Source organism: Bacteroides faecium (assembly GCF_012113595.1).
GTDB lineage: Bacteria > Bacteroidota > Bacteroidia > Bacteroidales > Bacteroidaceae > Bacteroides > Bacteroides faecium.
Genome location: NZ_CP050831.1, coordinates 3,132,529 through 3,148,225 on the forward strand (window position 1 = coordinate 3,132,529; position 15,697 = coordinate 3,148,225).

The 15,697-nt window shown below is 41.8% G+C and carries 12 protein-coding genes; 5 read left to right on the top strand and 7 right to left on the bottom strand.

Annotation, left to right across the window (positions count from 1 at the left end; translation table 11 throughout):
* The first annotated feature begins 90 nt into the window (after positions 1–90).
* Positions 91–1,197, top strand: a complete 1,107-nt coding sequence (recF, locus tag BacF7301_RS11090) for a DNA replication/repair protein RecF (RefSeq protein WP_167962763.1) — start codon at positions 91–93, stop codon at positions 1,195–1,197.
* Positions 1,197–1,484, top strand: coding sequence for a DciA family protein (locus tag BacF7301_RS11095; protein ID WP_167962765.1), 288 nt, complete (start codon positions 1,197–1,199; stop codon positions 1,482–1,484). Before recF ends, BacF7301_RS11095 begins: the two co-directional genes overlap by 1 nt.
* On the opposite strand, the gene BacF7301_RS11100 is transcribed toward BacF7301_RS11095, so the two are convergent.
* The 7 genes from BacF7301_RS11100 to gap form a co-directional block, all read right to left on the bottom strand.
* Positions 1,471–2,262, bottom strand: a complete 792-nt coding sequence (locus BacF7301_RS11100; RefSeq protein ID WP_167962767.1) for a histidinol-phosphatase — start codon at positions 2,260–2,262, stop codon at positions 1,471–1,473. The two genes, BacF7301_RS11095 and BacF7301_RS11100, sit on opposite strands and share 14 nt — an antisense overlap.
* Positions 2,207–2,797, bottom strand: coding sequence for a 5-formyltetrahydrofolate cyclo-ligase (locus tag BacF7301_RS11105; RefSeq protein ID WP_167962769.1), 591 nt, complete (start codon positions 2,795–2,797; stop codon positions 2,207–2,209). Before BacF7301_RS11105 ends, BacF7301_RS11100 begins: the two co-directional genes overlap by 56 nt.
* Entirely contained in the window at positions 2,709–4,460 is a 1,752-nt protein-coding gene (locus tag BacF7301_RS11110) for a S41 family peptidase (protein ID WP_167962771.1), read from the bottom strand. Before BacF7301_RS11110 ends, BacF7301_RS11105 begins: the two co-directional genes overlap by 89 nt.
* Positions 4,461–4,490: 30 nt before the next feature.
* On the bottom strand, positions 4,491–4,940 hold the full coding sequence (locus BacF7301_RS11115; protein WP_167962773.1) for a dCMP deaminase family protein: 450 nt from the start codon (positions 4,938–4,940) through the stop codon (positions 4,491–4,493).
* A 13-nt stretch (positions 4,941–4,953) separates the two neighbouring features.
* Positions 4,954–5,460 carry a DUF4847 family protein gene (locus BacF7301_RS11120; RefSeq protein WP_167962775.1) on the bottom strand — a complete coding sequence of 169 codons (507 nt, stop codon included), beginning with the start codon at positions 5,458–5,460 and terminating at the stop codon, positions 4,954–4,956.
* A 23-nt stretch (positions 5,461–5,483) separates the two neighbouring features.
* Positions 5,484–7,544, bottom strand: a complete 2,061-nt coding sequence (locus BacF7301_RS11125; protein WP_167962777.1) for a M3 family metallopeptidase — start codon at positions 7,542–7,544, stop codon at positions 5,484–5,486.
* Between the two features lie 169 nt (positions 7,545–7,713).
* Positions 7,714–8,724, bottom strand: a complete 1,011-nt coding sequence (gene gap / locus BacF7301_RS11130) for a type I glyceraldehyde-3-phosphate dehydrogenase (RefSeq protein WP_167962779.1) — start codon at positions 8,722–8,724, stop codon at positions 7,714–7,716.
* A gap of 142 nt (positions 8,725–8,866) precedes the next feature.
* Between gap and mscL the strand changes: the two genes are divergently transcribed.
* From mscL to BacF7301_RS11145, 3 genes are all read left to right on the top strand, one after another.
* A complete protein-coding gene (gene mscL, locus BacF7301_RS11135; RefSeq protein ID WP_167962781.1) occupies positions 8,867–9,313 on the top strand; it encodes a large-conductance mechanosensitive channel protein MscL in 447 nt (148 codons plus the stop codon).
* 129 nt (positions 9,314–9,442) lie between these two features.
* Positions 9,443–10,966, top strand: coding sequence for a glutamine-hydrolyzing GMP synthase (gene guaA, locus BacF7301_RS11140; RefSeq protein WP_167962783.1), 1,524 nt, complete (start codon positions 9,443–9,445; stop codon positions 10,964–10,966).
* 1,583 nt (positions 10,967–12,549) lie between these two features.
* Complete coding sequence (locus BacF7301_RS11145) at positions 12,550–15,687, top strand: SusC/RagA family TonB-linked outer membrane protein (protein ID WP_369805656.1); 3,138 nt, start codon at positions 12,550–12,552, stop codon at positions 15,685–15,687.
* Positions 15,688–15,697: the final 10 nt, after the last annotated feature.

The window sequence follows — 15,697 nt, forward strand, 5'->3', positions numbered from 1 at the left end:
ACAAATGAAATTTAGAGCCATCTTTTTTTGTTTTACACCCGAAAACCACGAAAATCTTGCTACTTTTGTGAACAAATTAACGCGTACACAATGATACTGAAACGAATATCCATATTAAACTATAAGAATCTGGAAGAGGTGGAGCTGGGATTCTCCGCCAAGCTGAATTGTTTTTTCGGGCAGAATGGGATGGGAAAGACGAATCTGCTGGATGCAGTGTATTTTTTGTCTTTCTGCAAAAGTTCCGGCAATCCGATTGATTCACAGAATATTCGTCATGAGCAGGACTTCTTCGTTATCCAGGGCTTTTATGAAGCCGAGGACGGGACTCCCGAGGAAATATATTGCGGGATGAAACGTCGTTCGAAGAAGCAGTTTAAGCGTAACAAGAAGGAGTATAGCCGTTTTTCCGACCACATCGGTTTTTTGCCTTTGGTCATGGTGTCGCCTGCCGACTCTGAATTGATAGCCGGGGGAAGTGATGAACGGCGCCGGTTTATGGATGTCGTGATTTCGCAGTATGATAAGGAGTATCTGGATGCGCTGATACGGTATAACAAAGCATTGACACAGCGCAACACTTTATTGAAGAGTGAGTTTCCTGTGGAAGAAGAATTGTTTCTGGTATGGGAAGAAATGATGGCGCAGGCCGGTGAAGTAGTATTCAGAAAGCGTGAAGCGTTCATCAAGGAGTTTATTCCTATCTTCCAGTCTTTTTATTCTTTCATTTCACAGGATAAGGAACAGGTCGGATTGTCTTATGAGTCTCATGCACGGGATGCTTCTTTGATGGAAGTTCTGAAGCAAAGCAGGGAACGGGACAAGATTATGGGATTCTCCCTGCGGGGAATTCATAAGGATGAACTGAATATGATGTTGGGCGAGTTTCCGATAAAGAAGGAAGGGTCGCAGGGACAGAATAAAACGTATTTGGTGGCATTGAAATTGGCACAGTTCGACTTCCTGAAACGTACCGGAAGGACTGTTCCTTTATTATTGTTGGATGACATTTTCGATAAACTGGACGCTTCGCGTGTGGAACAGATTGTTAAATTGGTTGCGGGAGATAACTTCGGGCAGATATTTATAACGGATACGAACCGGGAACATTTGGATCGCATCCTGCATAAGGTAGGCAGTGATTTTAAGATTTTCCGTGTGGAAGCAGGAGTGATTCATGAAATGGAAGCTGAATAATGAAACGTAACGATGCAGAACAAATAGGAAAACTGATTCAGCAGTTTCTTCGTCAGGAGAGTTTGGAATCTCCGCTGAACGAACAAAGGTTGCTGGATGCCTGGCCCAAAATCCTGGGGCCTGCTGCGGCTTATACCAACAATCTTTATATTCGTAACCAGACTTTATATGTGCATCTCACTTCCGCAGCTCTTCGTCAGGAACTGATGATGGGACGCGAAATGTTGGTGCGTGCGCTTAATGAGAAAGTAGGGGCTACGGTTATTACAAATATCATTTTCCGGTGAGGAAAGGTATCGTGTCTGTTACCTTTATTCCCAACTTCTTGAGTGTTTCGCCTGCACGGTCATAATAGAATGGTGTTTCCAGATACTGATTATTATGTGCATCCACTCCGATAATGGCAGTACAGCCTTCGTGAGCAGCTATTTCCCAAAAGTCGGGGTGAGGAATCGTTATAATTCCGTGATCCTCATTGTAGTCTTCGTAGCCGAGGTTATACTCCAACGGCAGGTTTAACCGTGCCGCTGTCCGGCAGATGTGTCTGCTGACTAATTTGCAGTGACGGTCGAATCGGGGATAGGAACGCATGAATAAATCAGGGTGTGCCAGGTAAGCGAATAATCCGCTTTCCATCCCTTCAATGGCGCTCTCTTCATAAAGTTCGAGCATATCCACCGTATCTGTATGCCGGCCGAAATAAGGAAACTTCTCGTCTGTATGAAAATGGTGATTTCCGAAGATGATGTAATCCAATTGATATTCCTTGATGACTTCTTTCAACCAGTGCAGGTAATCCGGGAAATATTCACATTCCAGTCCTATTTTCAGGCTGATTTGTTCTTTGTACTTTTCCCGTAACGAACGGAGACTTTCTACATACTCCGGCAGTTCTTCGGGAGTCATGCGGATGTCGGATACATAATTGGTATTGTATTTCCACGGAGTATGGTCAGAGAATCCTAATTCTTGATAACCGCCTTTGATAGCGCTTAAAACAAATTCTTCGTCACTCCCTGTCGCATGATGGCAGCGGGTGGTATGGGTGTGATAATTCGTCCTCATTACTTGTTATGATTATGTCCATGCGTACATCGTATGAATCCGCAGGAACTTTTTCTACTAATTGAAACGGAAAACAAATGCCTGCTTTATAGGCTGACGGAATACGTGGTAGAAGGCGGTCATAATATCCCTTTCCCCGTCCCAACCGGTTACCTTTGGCATCAAAAGCAACTCCGGGAACGGCAATAAATTCTATAGCCGCATAGTCTGTGAATACTTCTCCGGTAGGTTCTTCTATTCCATAACTGCCGGTTGCCATGTCTTCGGGACTACTATATATACGTAATTCCAACTCATCGCCTACGACTACCGGAAGCAGAATCCGCTTTTTATTACTCCATTTCCGGATAAACGCGTGCGTGTCTACTTCGTCTTTCAGCGAATGATAGAGCAATATAGTATTTGCCGCCCTGAAAGCCGGGTGGGCTTCGAGGGCGGCAAGTACTTTAGCTGATTGCAACTTCCGCATATCTGAATCCTTGTGACGGGTCTTCAGTGATGCTATATACTTGCGCAGTTCTTTTTTTCTTTCCATCTTTCTTGTCCTTTGTCACTTCTTCCTCTTCCACTGCTACCGGAGCTTTCGGGAAGGCTTCTCCTTTTTCGAGTATCTCGATGCCTTTATTGACAGTGGCATCTGTCTTGTTAAAGTATTGGAGATAGGCTTCCAACCCTAGCATATTGTAGATGATGTTGCCATAGATATTCTTTTCCAGCAGCTTGTAGGATTTTTGGATGAGAATATTTCTTCTTTTTACTCCTTTATTGTCGGCAAAACGGACAAACTGTTCTACCAATCCTTGGTGGCGGAGATAGTTCAGCAAGTCCTCTTCAGTTTCGTACTGACTGAGTTTTTTCCGGTTATTATCCGTATATTGGAATGTAAACTGGATAGTCAGTCCGCGGTTGATAACCGTAGAAAGATAGGAAGTGACTCCTGTCGTATCTTGTGGCACGAATATATCGGGCATGATACCGCCACCACCATACACAGTACGTCCCAGGCTCGTGTTATAGCGTTCTTTCTCATTTTGCTTGATGCTGTCGCGAGAGAAGAACTCACCATGTTCGTAGCGGTTGTATAAGTCGAGTTCGTAGTTACGGTCTTTACCACTTTCGTAAGGACGTTGGATACAGCGTCCGGATGGAGTGTAGTAGCGGGCAATCGTCAGGCGGATAGCCGAACCGTCGCTGAAGTCGATAGGCTGTTGAACCAGTCCCTTACCAAAGGAACGGCGTCCTACTACTGTACCCCGGTCGTTGTCCTGTATAGCTCCGGTGAAGATTTCACTGGCCGAAGCAGAACCTTCGTCGATTAATACAACGAGCGGCATCTTCTGACAGCTACCTGTACCATTGGCAAATTCTTCTGCACGCGGATATTTACGGCCCTGAGTATATACAATCAGTTTACCTTCGGGCAGGAACTCATTAACCATACGGATAGCGGCTTCCATATATCCACCGGTATTACCGCGCAGGTCGATAATCAGCCCTTTACATTTCTTATGGTTGAGTTGAGCCAATGCGTTGAGCAGTTCTACATGAGTAGTACGGCCGAATTTGCTGACTTTTACGTAGCCGATGTCGTCATTTACCATATAAGCGGCATCAACCGTATTTTGAGGAATATCTCCACGGGTGATGCTAAAGTTCAATAGCTCTTTCTCTCCCATGCGTTTGACTCCTAGCTTCACTTGGGAACCTTTAGGCCCTTTAAGAGTACGCATCGCTCGTTCGTTAGTCACTTTTTTACCGACAAAGAGACTGTCGTCTACGGTGACGATACGATCGCCCGCCATCAACCCCACTTTTTCGGAAGGACCGCCCTGGATGACTGCATTCACATGGATGGTGTCATTCTGTATGGTGAATTGAATTCCGATTCCGCTAAAGCTGCCTTCCAGTTCAGAGTTGACTTCTTCAAGATTCTGAGCCGGGATGTAAGTTGAATGCGGATCGAGTTCGGCCAAAATCTGTGGCATCGCTTTTTCTACAAGATCGGTCATGTTAACAGTGTCTACATACTGGTCGTCTACAATCCGCAGCAATGCGTTCAGCTTGTTGGAAGAGCCGTTGATGATACCCAGGCGGTTGCCGGCGAAATGCTTGGCATAAAATGTGCCGATAAGAATCCCGAGAACCACGCTGACTGCTATGATGACAGGTGTGAAACGTGAAGAGTTTTTTGTACTCATGTCTATTCCTTTTTTAAAACGTTCGTCTTATTATTTGTTCGAAGCAGAATTTTCATCCGGTTCTGTGTAGATGACCTCAATTCCTGCCCGTTTTAATAACTCTATTCCATCTTCCAGGCGATAATGCTCGGAGTAAACTACCCGTTTGATTCCTGCCTGTATGATTAACTTTGCACATTCAATGCAGGGTGAAGCTGTGACATACATCGTGGCTCCGTCGCTACTGTTGTTCGAACGTGCTATTTTAGTAATGGCGTTTGCTTCCGCATGCAAAACGTATGGCTTTGTCAAGTTGTTTTCATCTTCGCATACATTCTCGAAACCGGAAGGCGTTCCGTTATACCCGTCGGAGATAATCATTTTATCCTTAACGATTAAAGCTCCTACTTTACGGCGCTCGCAATAGGAGTTTTCAGCCCAAATGCTAGCCATACGTATATAACGTTTGTCAAGTTCTAATTGTTTTTTTTCTGAGTCCATGTTGTTTGGCTGATTAATTATTTACTACACGGAAAACCATACGGAAAGTTTGTTGACCTCCTTTGTATATTAAATATAGGTTGCCGTTGGTATCTCCCTCGTAAGATGTGGCAGTCTTAAGTCCTTCCATAAAGTTTTTGGCAAGGACGTCTCCACCGTCATTTCCGGAAACACTAGCACTAAAACTGTTATCTTTGCCATTTGCACTCCAGCTTCCCTCAAGGGCAAAGGATTTAACTATAGTTCCTCTTATCTTTCCATTGATTATATCTCCGTCAGCTATACCGTCAAATACAATATTGTAGCTACCGCTTTTTTCGAGTTCTTCATAACTTTTGGTTCTTGCCGTGTTGTCGGTTCCCCAAAAGTTGAACATTTCGTGACCACCATCCACTGTGATATAGTTCAATTTCCACGTCTTTCCTGTAAAGATGGCGGCTACATCATCTGTATCGTTGCATCCTGCCAATAAAGGAAGCAATAGGAATAAACCTACTATTTGAAATATATTCTTCTTCATATCTAATATTTAATACTTGATACTTATTTCTTAATTCCGTTTCTGATTAATAAGGCGTCAATAGTCGGTTCCTGCCCGCGGAAGCGTTTATAGAGCGTCATAGGATGCTCCGTACCCCCTTTCGACAGGATATTCTTGCGGAACGAGTCAGCAACTTCCTGATTGAATATTTTTTTCTGCTTAAATAGTGAAAAAGCATCAGCATCCAGTACTTCCGCCCATTTGTAGCTGTAATATCCTGCGGCATATCCACCTGCAAAGATATGCGAGAATTGAGTGCTCATACAAGCTTCTTGTACTATCGGCAGTATTTGCGTCTTTTTCCATGCTTCCTGTTCATAGGCTTTCACATCTCCCTCGAAAGGAACATTGCGCGTGTACCACGCCATATCAAGCAGCCCGAAACTTAACTGTCTCAGACAAGCATATGCAATATTGAAGTTCGAAGCGTCTACTAAGCGTTTGATTAATTCATCCGGCAAGATTTCTCCAGTCTGATAATGACGGGCGAAAGTATTCAGAAAGTCCTTCTCTATGGCGAAATTCTCCATAATCTGTGAAGGAAGTTCTACAAAGTCCCAATATACATTTGTACCGCTTAGACTCTTATAGGTAGAGTTGGCAAACATGCCATGCAGACTGTGCCCGAATTCATGCAGGAATGTTTCTACTTCATTGAATGTCAATAGGGCAGGTTTGTTTTCGGTCGGCTTGGTGAAGTTCATCACCACAGATACATGCGGACGACTGTTCTCACCCGTTTGTTGATCTATCCATTGATCTTTGTAACTTGTCATCCAGGCACCCGAACGTTTTCCGAGACGCGGGTGGAAGTCGGTATATAAAACAGCCAGGAACTTTCCATCCTTATCGAACACTTCGAATGCTTCGACGTCTTTATGATAAACTGGAATCTCCGTATTCTTTCGGAATGTGATTCCATATAGCTTTTCCGCCAGTCCGAATACCCCTTTCTTTACCTGTTCGAGTTCGAAGTAGGGGCGAAGCATTTCTTCGTTGATATTGAATTTCTTATCTTTCAGCTTGTTTGAATAATAACTCCAGTCCCAAGGCATTACAACAAAGTCATCCCCTTGTTCTTGGCGAGCTAGTTCCTGCACTTCTTTGTATTCTTGCTGTGCGGTGGGAGTATATGCTTCCAGAAGTTGGTTGAGAAGTTTATATACAGATTCACTGTTCTCAGCCATTCTTTTCACGAGCATATATTCCGCATAATCTTTGTATCCCAGCAGTTGGGCTATCTTCATGCGTGTATTGGCTATTTTCTTCACGATTTCGATATTGTTGAATTCGTTATCGTGTGTACATTTGGTATTATACGCCATATACAGTCTCTGACGTAAATCGCGGTTATCCGCATACGTCATAAAAGGGACATAGCTTGGTGCATGAAGTGTGAACGCCCATCCTTCCTTATCTTCGCTTTTCGCTGTTTCGGCAGCGGCTTCTACGATGATGTCCGGCAATCCGGCAAGACTTTCCTTTTTCGTCAGCAACATCTGATAACGATTGGTTTCTTTCAGGTTGTTCTCGCTGAAGTCAAGTGTCAGTTTACTCAATTCGTTAGTCAACCGGCGGTATTCTTCGCGTGCTTCACCTTCCAGATTGGCACCGTGGCGAACGAAACTGTTATATGCATTTTCCAGTAGCTTACTTTGCTCCTGTGTAAGTTGTAAGCTTTCTTTTTGGTTATATACCTCTTTCACGCGTGCGAAAAGTTTTTCGTTCAGCGTGATATTGTTGCTGTGCTCACTGAGCAGTGGCATGATTTTCTGAGCCAGTTCCTGCAGGTCGTCATTCGTTTCTGCACTAAGCATATTGCCGAAAACGGCTACTACTCTGTCCAATAAGTCTCCCGATGCTTCGAAAGTCTCTATTGTATTACTGAAAGTCGCTTTTTCCGGATTCTGTATGATAGCATCTATTTCTGCATTCTGCTGCTTGATTCCTTCAAGGATGGCAGGTTCATAGTGTTCGGTTTTTATCCGGTCAAAAGGCACGGTTTCGTGCGGTGTCTGATATTGCCCGAAGAACGGATTCTGGGCATTTGTTATATTGTTCATGGTGCAAACAAGTATCAATATTATTAATAATCTCTCCATAGGAACGCAAATCTACTAAAATTGTGGCTGATTCAACGGATAACCGCTTGCTTTTTAACAATATATAAAATGAATACAAAAAAAACCGCCACGGTTGCCCGCAGCGGTTTCATCTATGTTAATCGTCTAATTAAGCGTTAACTGTTGCCATGTGAGCAATCAGGTCAAGAACTTTGTTAGAGTAACCGATTTCGTTGTCATACCAAGATACAACTTTTACGAATGTATCAGTCAAAGCGATACCAGCTTTAGCATCGAAGATAGAAGTACGAGCGTCACCCAAGAAGTCAGAAGAAACTACTGCATCTTCAGTGTAACCCAGGATACCTTTCAATTCGCCTTCTGCAGCTTCTTTCATAGCAGCACAGATTTCAGCGTAAGAAGCCGGTTTAGCCAAGTTAACAGTCAAGTCAACTACAGATACGTCCAAAGTCGGAACACGCATAGACATACCAGTCAATTTGCCGTTCAATGCAGGGATAACTTTACCTACAGCCTTAGCAGCACCAGTAGAAGAAGGGATGATGTTGCCAGAAGCAGCACGACCACCTCTCCAGTCTTTCATAGAAGGACCGTCAACTGTTTTCTGAGTAGCAGTTGTAGAGTGAACTGTAGTCATCAAACCGTCAAGGATACCGAACTTGTCGTTCAATACTTTAGCGATAGGAGCCAGACAGTTAGTAGTACAAGAAGCGTTAGATACGAACTGAGTACCTTTCACGTATGTTTTTTCGTTTACACCGCAAACGAACATCGGAGTATCATCTTTAGAAGGAGCTGACATTACAACATATTTTGCACCAGCTTCGATGTGAGCCTGAGCTTTGTCTTTGCTCAAGAACAAACCTGTAGATTCAACAACGTATTCAGCACCTACAGCATCCCATTTCAAGTCAGCCGGGTTTCTTTCTGCAGTGATGCGGATAGCTTGACCGTTAACGATCAATTTGCTGTTTTCAACATCTGCTTCGATAGTACCGTCGAATTGACCGTGCATTGTGTCATACTTCAACATATAAGCCAAGTAATCAACCGGGCAAAGGTCATTGATACCTACGATTTGAATATCGTTTCTCTTCATTGCAGCGCGGAAAACGAAACGTCCGATACGTCCGAATCCATTAATACCTACTTTAATCATTTTGTTTAAACTTTTAAGGGTTTTATAATATTTGTTCAAATATCTCTCGGTCTCCGCATTTGTTTTATTTTCAAATGCGGTGCAAAATTACAAAAATGTTTTTATATTCGCATATTAAATTCACATTAAATATTGAAAAAAGATGGGAAAGAGCACATTTTTACAGGACTTTAAGGCGTTTGCGATGAAAGGCAACGTCATAGACATGGCTGTCGGTGTAGTTATTGGTGGTGCGTTTGGAAAAATCGTATCATCATTGGTTGCCAATGTAATCATGCCCCCAATCGGCTTACTGGTTGGCGGCGTGAACTTTACGGATTTGAAATGGGTAATGAAAGCGGCTGAGGTAGGAGCCGACGGTAAAGAGATTGCCCCTGCGGTATCTTTGGATTACGGTCAGTTCTTGCAGGCTACCTTTGATTTTCTGATTATTGCCTTCGCTATATTCTTATTTATACGTTTGCTGACTAAGCTGACAACGAAGAAAAAAGAAGAAGCCGCAGCGGCGCCGCCTGCTCCACCGGTACCGACGAAAGAGGAAGTATTGCTGACGGAGATTCGCGATTTGCTGAAAGAAAAGAAGATTTGAACTAATTAAAATAAGGAGATTCCAAGTGTTATCTTGTGAATCTCCTTTATTTTTTTCTTCATTATTATATAGATTGCGTACTTTTTTCTACTTTTGCAGACCATTTTATTCAAAAAACCAACCATTAATATGCAGGAAAAAATAATAATTCTTGATTTTGGTTCGCAGACTACACAGCTTATTGGACGTCGTGTCCGCGAGTTGGACACGTATTGCGAAATAGTTCCTTACAACAAATTTCCTAAAGAAGATACAACAATTAAGGGGGTAATCCTCTCCGGAAGCCCTTTTTCGGTTTATGACGAAAATGCTTTTAAGGTCGATTTGAGCGAGATTCGCGGTAAATATCCTATTTTGGGAATTTGCTATGGCGCACAGTTTATGTCGTACACCAATGGCGGAAAAGTAGAACCGGCTGGCACACGTGAATACGGACGTGCTCATCTGGCTTCTTTCTGCAAGGATAATGTGTTGCTCAAGGGAGTTCGTGACGGTTCGCAAGTATGGATGAGCCACGGTGATACGATTACCGCTATCCCTGATAATTTCAAGAAAATCGCTTCGACGGATAAAGTAGAGATTGCTGCTTATCAGATAGAAGGTGAAAACGTGTGGGGCGTACAGTTTCATCCGGAAGTATTTCATAGTGAAGACGGCACACAGATATTGAAGAACTTTGTAGTAGATGTTTGCGGTTGCAAGCAGGATTGGTCGCCGGCTTCTTTTATCGAAAGCACTGTTGCTGAATTGAAAGCTCAGTTGGGTGATGATAAAGTAGTTCTTGGCTTGAGTGGTGGTGTCGATTCTTCCGTTGCTGCCGTGTTGTTGAACAAGGCTATCGGCAAAAATCTGACTTGTATCTTTGTAGATCATGGTATGCTGCGTAAGAACGAGTTTAAGAATGTGATGGTTGATTACGAATGTCTCGGTCTGAACGTAATTGGCGTAGATGCAAGCGAAAAGTTCTTCTCTGAATTGGCTGGCGTTGAGGAACCGGAACATAAACGTAAGATTATAGGTAAGGGCTTTATTGATGTGTTCGATGTGGAAGCTCACAAGATAAAAGATGTGAAATGGCTGGCTCAGGGTACTATCTATCCGGATTGCATCGAATCATTGTCTATCACAGGTACGGTGATTAAGAGTCACCACAATGTAGGCGGTCTTCCCGAAAAAATGAACCTGAAATTGTGTGAACCGCTTCGGTTGTTGTTCAAGGATGAAGTTCGCCGTGTAGGTCGCGAATTAGGTATGCCTGAACATTTGATTACCCGCCATCCGTTCCCTGGACCGGGCTTGGCTGTGCGTATCTTGGGAGATATTACTCCGGAAAAAGTGCGTATCCTGCAAGATGCCGATGATATATTCATCCAGGGATTGCGTGACTGGGGATTGTATGATAAGGTTTGGCAGGCAGGAGTTATCTTATTGCCGGTACAATCTGTCGGTGTGATGGGGGATGAGCGTACATACGAAAGAGCGGTTGCCTTGCGTGCCGTAACATCTACAGATGCCATGACTGCCGACTGGGCACATCTGCCCTATGAATTTATGGGCAAAGTTTCGAATGATATTATTAATAAGGTGAAGGGTGTGAACCGCGTAACTTATGACATCAGTTCCAAACCACCTGCAACCATAGAGTGGGAATAGAATTCAGATTCTAAAGGTATATTTTTAGAAGAGGGGTGACATTATTAAAATTTTGTCATTCCCTCTTTTTTGTATTGCATATCGTTCTTCATTTGTCCAAACAGCTGCCCTCTTATATTTATCATCTTTCATCTGTCTTCAATTGAGATTTAGTTGTATCCGCATTTTATTTGACCTGAAAAAATGGCTAATCTGAAAAAATGCATATTTCTTTTCTTCTGCTTCTTGTTATTCCGATATATATTGAGAGTGGAAGCAAAAATAGCCTGTATTTTCGATAAGTAAAGTGTGTGGTGATACGAATAATATCCTACTTTAATCTTTTTGTCTGCTTTAGGATTTGTTTTCAAGAAAATAAATCCTATATTCCCTCTATTTGATATGAAATAGATAATACTTGTTTAAACAAAAAAGTAATCAATCTGACTGAATAATCAGTTCTCGAAGTCTGATTTTGAGCTTCTTTAGAAGGAGCAAATCGTTTCTCGGTGAGAAACCAAATGTTCCACACCGAGAAACGATTGGTTTCACTACGGGAAACACTTCGGATAGTGACGCTATTTGATGCATATTTCAAGAGAATAAATACAGAATCACCCTTTAATTTGTATATTATTGCAATAATTTATGCACTTGTTTTTCTATTTCGGACTTTTTCTTTCCAGTAAATTCTACCATAATCTTAAAAATAGAACATTTGTCTATGAAATAATTTTGAAATATCAGAAGAGAGCCAACGTACAAAATAGAATCGAACTTTTGGTGTGGCTATCTTGAATGCTAATGGAAACTTTTTGGGTATCTCAAAATTACCTTTCTTGCGAAGCTGATGTTGAATGGTTCTGATAAATCTGATATAAAAACTCTTATTTACATAAGTTTCAAAAGAAACAAAATCCACAGGAAAATTATTGTTATTCAGCTTATAAAGAAAGAGATACAGAGGAATAGCTAGATAAAATTAATAAGGTATAAGCTAAAATGCGATATGAAACAAATCATTAGAAAATACTGTATAATTAATGAAGTCCTTATGGTACTTAGTATTTCGCTCTTTTTCACCAATACTCACCTAATTATACTGTTTTGTGTGGCAAATATATGAATAAAATTTTAAAATGCAACCTAATTACTTCTTTTTTTTATTATCGCTTCTACTTATATCTGTATTTTTTAATTAAATGTGTTGGATATAATTAAATATGATATTTCATTTATTATACCCAACCTTTTATTTTAGATTTCCGTCTTCTTCTTTCTTATTATAAGTGATTGCTTATCAGTAATGTATCGTTTTTTTTGTCTAATTACTAACTAAGTCCCATAAGAACTCATGCTTTTGTTGACTATTGTTTTTTATCAACAAAACGGCATAGACTAGCACAGGGAACGAAAAACTGATATATAAACTTAAAATTAGAAAGCCTATGGATTAAAAACAGTCAGAGAAAATTTCCTGTTCCATATAAGCGTAAGGAACAAAATGAATTACCTAATTAACCACTAATCTTTTAAAATTTATGAATCACGCAAAAACAAATTCTCTTCGAAAAAGCCGATGGAATTTATGGAGAATGACCGCTATGCTTTTTGTTTTGTTGTTTGTACATTTGTCTACTCAGGCAAAAGATATTGAGAGTGTACAACAGCAAAAAATGTATACGATAAAAGGTGTAATATTGGACGACAAGACCAATGAGCCTATAATCGGTGCAAATGTTAAAGTAATTGGCACCTCTTTAGGTACTGTTACTGACCTGGATGGTAATTACCAATTAAAAGTCCCTTCTTCTGCTACTAAAATTGAGTTCAGCTATATCGGCTATAAAAAGTTGGAAGTATCTTTTTATCCGGATAAACTGAATGATTTCCGGGTTATAAACCTTCAGGAAGATTCTCAAACGCTGGGGGAAGTAACCGTCGTTGCATTCTCAAAACAGAAAAAAGAAAGTGTGATCAGTTCTATATCAACCATTAAACCAGCAGAACTCAAGGTTCCGAGCAGCAACCTTACAACTGCTTTGGCTGGTCGTGTAGCAGGACTGATTTCCTATCAACGTAGCGGTGAGCCCGGAAAGGACAACGCTGACTTCTTCGTTCGTGGGGTAACGACATTCGGATATAAGGCAGACCCCCTCATTCTGATTGACGGGGTGGAGTTGACAAGTACGGACTTAGCGCGTTTGCAGCCGGATGATATCGAAAGTTTCTCGATAATGAAAGATGCCACTTCGTCCGCCTTGTATGGTGCCCGAGGAGCCAATGGAGTTATTTTGGTCACTACGAAAGAAGGGACGGAAGGAAAATTAAAGATATCCGTACGTTTTGAGAACTCGTTTGCGACACCTACGAAAAAAATAGATATCGCAGATCCGATTACTTATATGAGAATGCATAATGAAGCCGTCACAACACGTAACCCTTTAGCGGCGCAGCCGTACTCGCAAGAAAAAATAGACAATACAATAGCGGGCACAAATCCTTATATGTATCCTGCTGTTGACTGGTATAATATGCTGTTCAAGAATATGACTTCCAACCAACGTTTTAACATGAACTTGAGTGGCGGTGGAAAAGTGGCACGTTATTACCTGGCAGTCACTTACAACCGGGATAATGGTATCTTGAAGGTAGACAAACGGAATAACTTTAATTCAAATATTGCCTTGGATAAGATTTCGGTTCGTTCTAATGTAAATCTGAACCTGACAAAATCTACGGAAATGATTATCCGCATCAATGCTAACTTTGATGATTATAGTGGCCCGATTGACGGAGGTGAAGGAATGTTCAACAAAGTAATGCGCGCTAACCCGGTACTTTATCCCGCTTATTATGCGCCGGACGAAGCGAATGCTTATACCGATCACATTTTATTTGGTAACACAGCAACCGCTAATTATATAAATCCTTATGCAGATATGGTAAAAGGATACAAAGAATATTCAAGAACGGTAGTACTGGCTCAGGCCGAAATAAAACAGAACTTTGATTTTATTACGAAGGGGTTGACCGCCCGTGTAATGGCAAATACTACCCGCACTTCTTACTTCGACCTAAGTCGGGCTTATAGTCCATATTATTATGTGATCAGCAAGTATGACAAGATGGACAAGACTTATACATTAAGCAATACAAATGAAAATAGCGCAAAAGAATGGCTTGTATATAAACCGGGTGACAAGATTATCGAATCGACTTTCTATCTGGAAGCAGCCGCGCAGTACGACCGTACTTTTGCGGAAAAGCATTCGGTCGGTGGTTTGTTGGTGTATACAATGAAGACGTCTTTGGTGGGTAGTGCAAAAGACCTTCCCAAGTCTCTGCCTTATCGGAACATCGGGCTTGCCGGTCGTTTCACCTATGGTTATGACAGCCGTTATTTTATAGAAGGTAACTTCGGTTATAACGGTTCCGAACGTTTCGCTAAAAAACACCGCTTCGGCTTCTTCCCTTCAATAGGTGCGGGATGGATGATTTCAAATGAAAATTTCTTTAAGCCGTTGTCGAAAGTCCTGACACAACTTAAACTGAAAGCTACTTATGGCTTAGTCGGTAATGATGCAATTGGTAATGAAAACGACCGCTTCTTTTACATGAGTCAGGTGAATCAGGGAGCAGGCACTGCTCCTGGGTTTGGGGTGAACTTTAATGGACCTGCGTATCGTCCGACTACGTCAATCACACGATATGCGAATGACGATATCACTTGGGAAGTTGCCAAGAAAATGAATCTCGGTATTGAAGCGACTGTGCTGAACGACCTGAATGTTCAGCTTGAATATTTCCGTGAAGATCGTAGCAACATTCTGATGAAACGTGAATCCATTACGCCGGAAATGGGATTGGAAGCCGAAATAAAAGCGAATCTTGGAAAGGCTTATGCGCACGGGATTGACGCTTCGCTGGATTATAACAAGTATTTTAAGAATAGCCTGTGGCTGACCGGACGTTTTAATTTCACCTACTCTACCAGTAAATATAAGGTATATGAGGAACCCGATTACCCGGATGCTCCATGGCGTTCTCATATCAACCATTCTTTAGGACAGACATGGGGATATATCGCCGAGCGTCTTTTTATAGACCAGGCGGATGTTGATAATTCTCCTAAGCAGTTCGGTGAATATTTAGCGGGTGATATTAAATATCGTGATATTAATGGAGATGGTATAATAAACGAAAATGACCAGGCCCCTATTGGTTATCCTACTTCGCCTGAAATTATATATGGCTTCGGATTGTCAGCCGGATATAAAGGGTTCGATGCCTCTTTCTTCTTCCAGGGGCTGGCTCGTGAGTCATTTTGGATTGACCAGAAAACTACTGCGCCTTTTGTTGACACGGATGATGTTAAAGAGGTGATTAGTAATAATGCGCTGCTGAACGTTTACGCCAATGACCATTGGTCGGAAACCAATCAGAATCCTTATGCTTTGTGGCCTCGTCTGTCGAATACATTGGTTGACAACAACAATAAAACCAGTACATGGTTTATGCGGGACGGTAGTTTCCTACGCTTGAAACAAGTGGAAATAGGATATTCACTCCCGGATAAAGTGTTGCATAAACTACGTATGACCAACCTTCGGATTTATCTAAGTGGAACCAATCTGTTGACATTCAGTAAGTTTAAACTTTGGGATGCTGAAATGGCTGGCAAGGGACTGGGTTACCCGATACAGCGTACGTATAATATCGGTTTACAGTTATCATTTTAAAGAAGCAGAA

Coding starts and splice junctions, on each gene's coding strand:
- BacF7301_RS11125 (WP_167962777.1), bottom strand. CDS start 7,544: ATGAACAATATAACAAATGCCCAGAATCCGTTCTTCGGGCAATATCAG.
- BacF7301_RS11115 (WP_167962773.1), bottom strand. CDS start 4,940: ATGGACTCAGAAAAAAAACAATTAGAACTTGACAAACGTTATATACGT.
- gap (WP_167962779.1), bottom strand. CDS start 8,724: ATGATTAAAGTAGGTATTAATGGATTCGGACGTATCGGACGTTTCGTT.
- BacF7301_RS11095 (WP_167962765.1), top strand. CDS start 1,197: ATGAAACGTAACGATGCAGAACAAATAGGAAAACTGATTCAGCAGTTT.
- BacF7301_RS11105 (WP_167962769.1), bottom strand. CDS start 2,797: ATGGAAAGAAAAAAAGAACTGCGCAAGTATATAGCATCACTGAAGACC.
- guaA (WP_167962783.1), top strand. CDS start 9,443: ATGCAGGAAAAAATAATAATTCTTGATTTTGGTTCGCAGACTACACAG.
- BacF7301_RS11120 (WP_167962775.1), bottom strand. CDS start 5,460: ATGAAGAAGAATATATTTCAAATAGTAGGTTTATTCCTATTGCTTCCT.
- mscL (WP_167962781.1), top strand. CDS start 8,867: ATGGGAAAGAGCACATTTTTACAGGACTTTAAGGCGTTTGCGATGAAA.
- BacF7301_RS11100 (WP_167962767.1), bottom strand. CDS start 2,262: ATGAGGACGAATTATCACACCCATACCACCCGCTGCCATCATGCGACA.
- BacF7301_RS11110 (WP_167962771.1), bottom strand. CDS start 4,460: ATGAGTACAAAAAACTCTTCACGTTTCACACCTGTCATCATAGCAGTC.
- recF (WP_167962763.1), top strand. CDS start 91: ATGATACTGAAACGAATATCCATATTAAACTATAAGAATCTGGAAGAG.
- BacF7301_RS11145 (WP_369805656.1), top strand. CDS start 12,550: ATGCTTTTTGTTTTGTTGTTTGTACATTTGTCTACTCAGGCAAAAGAT.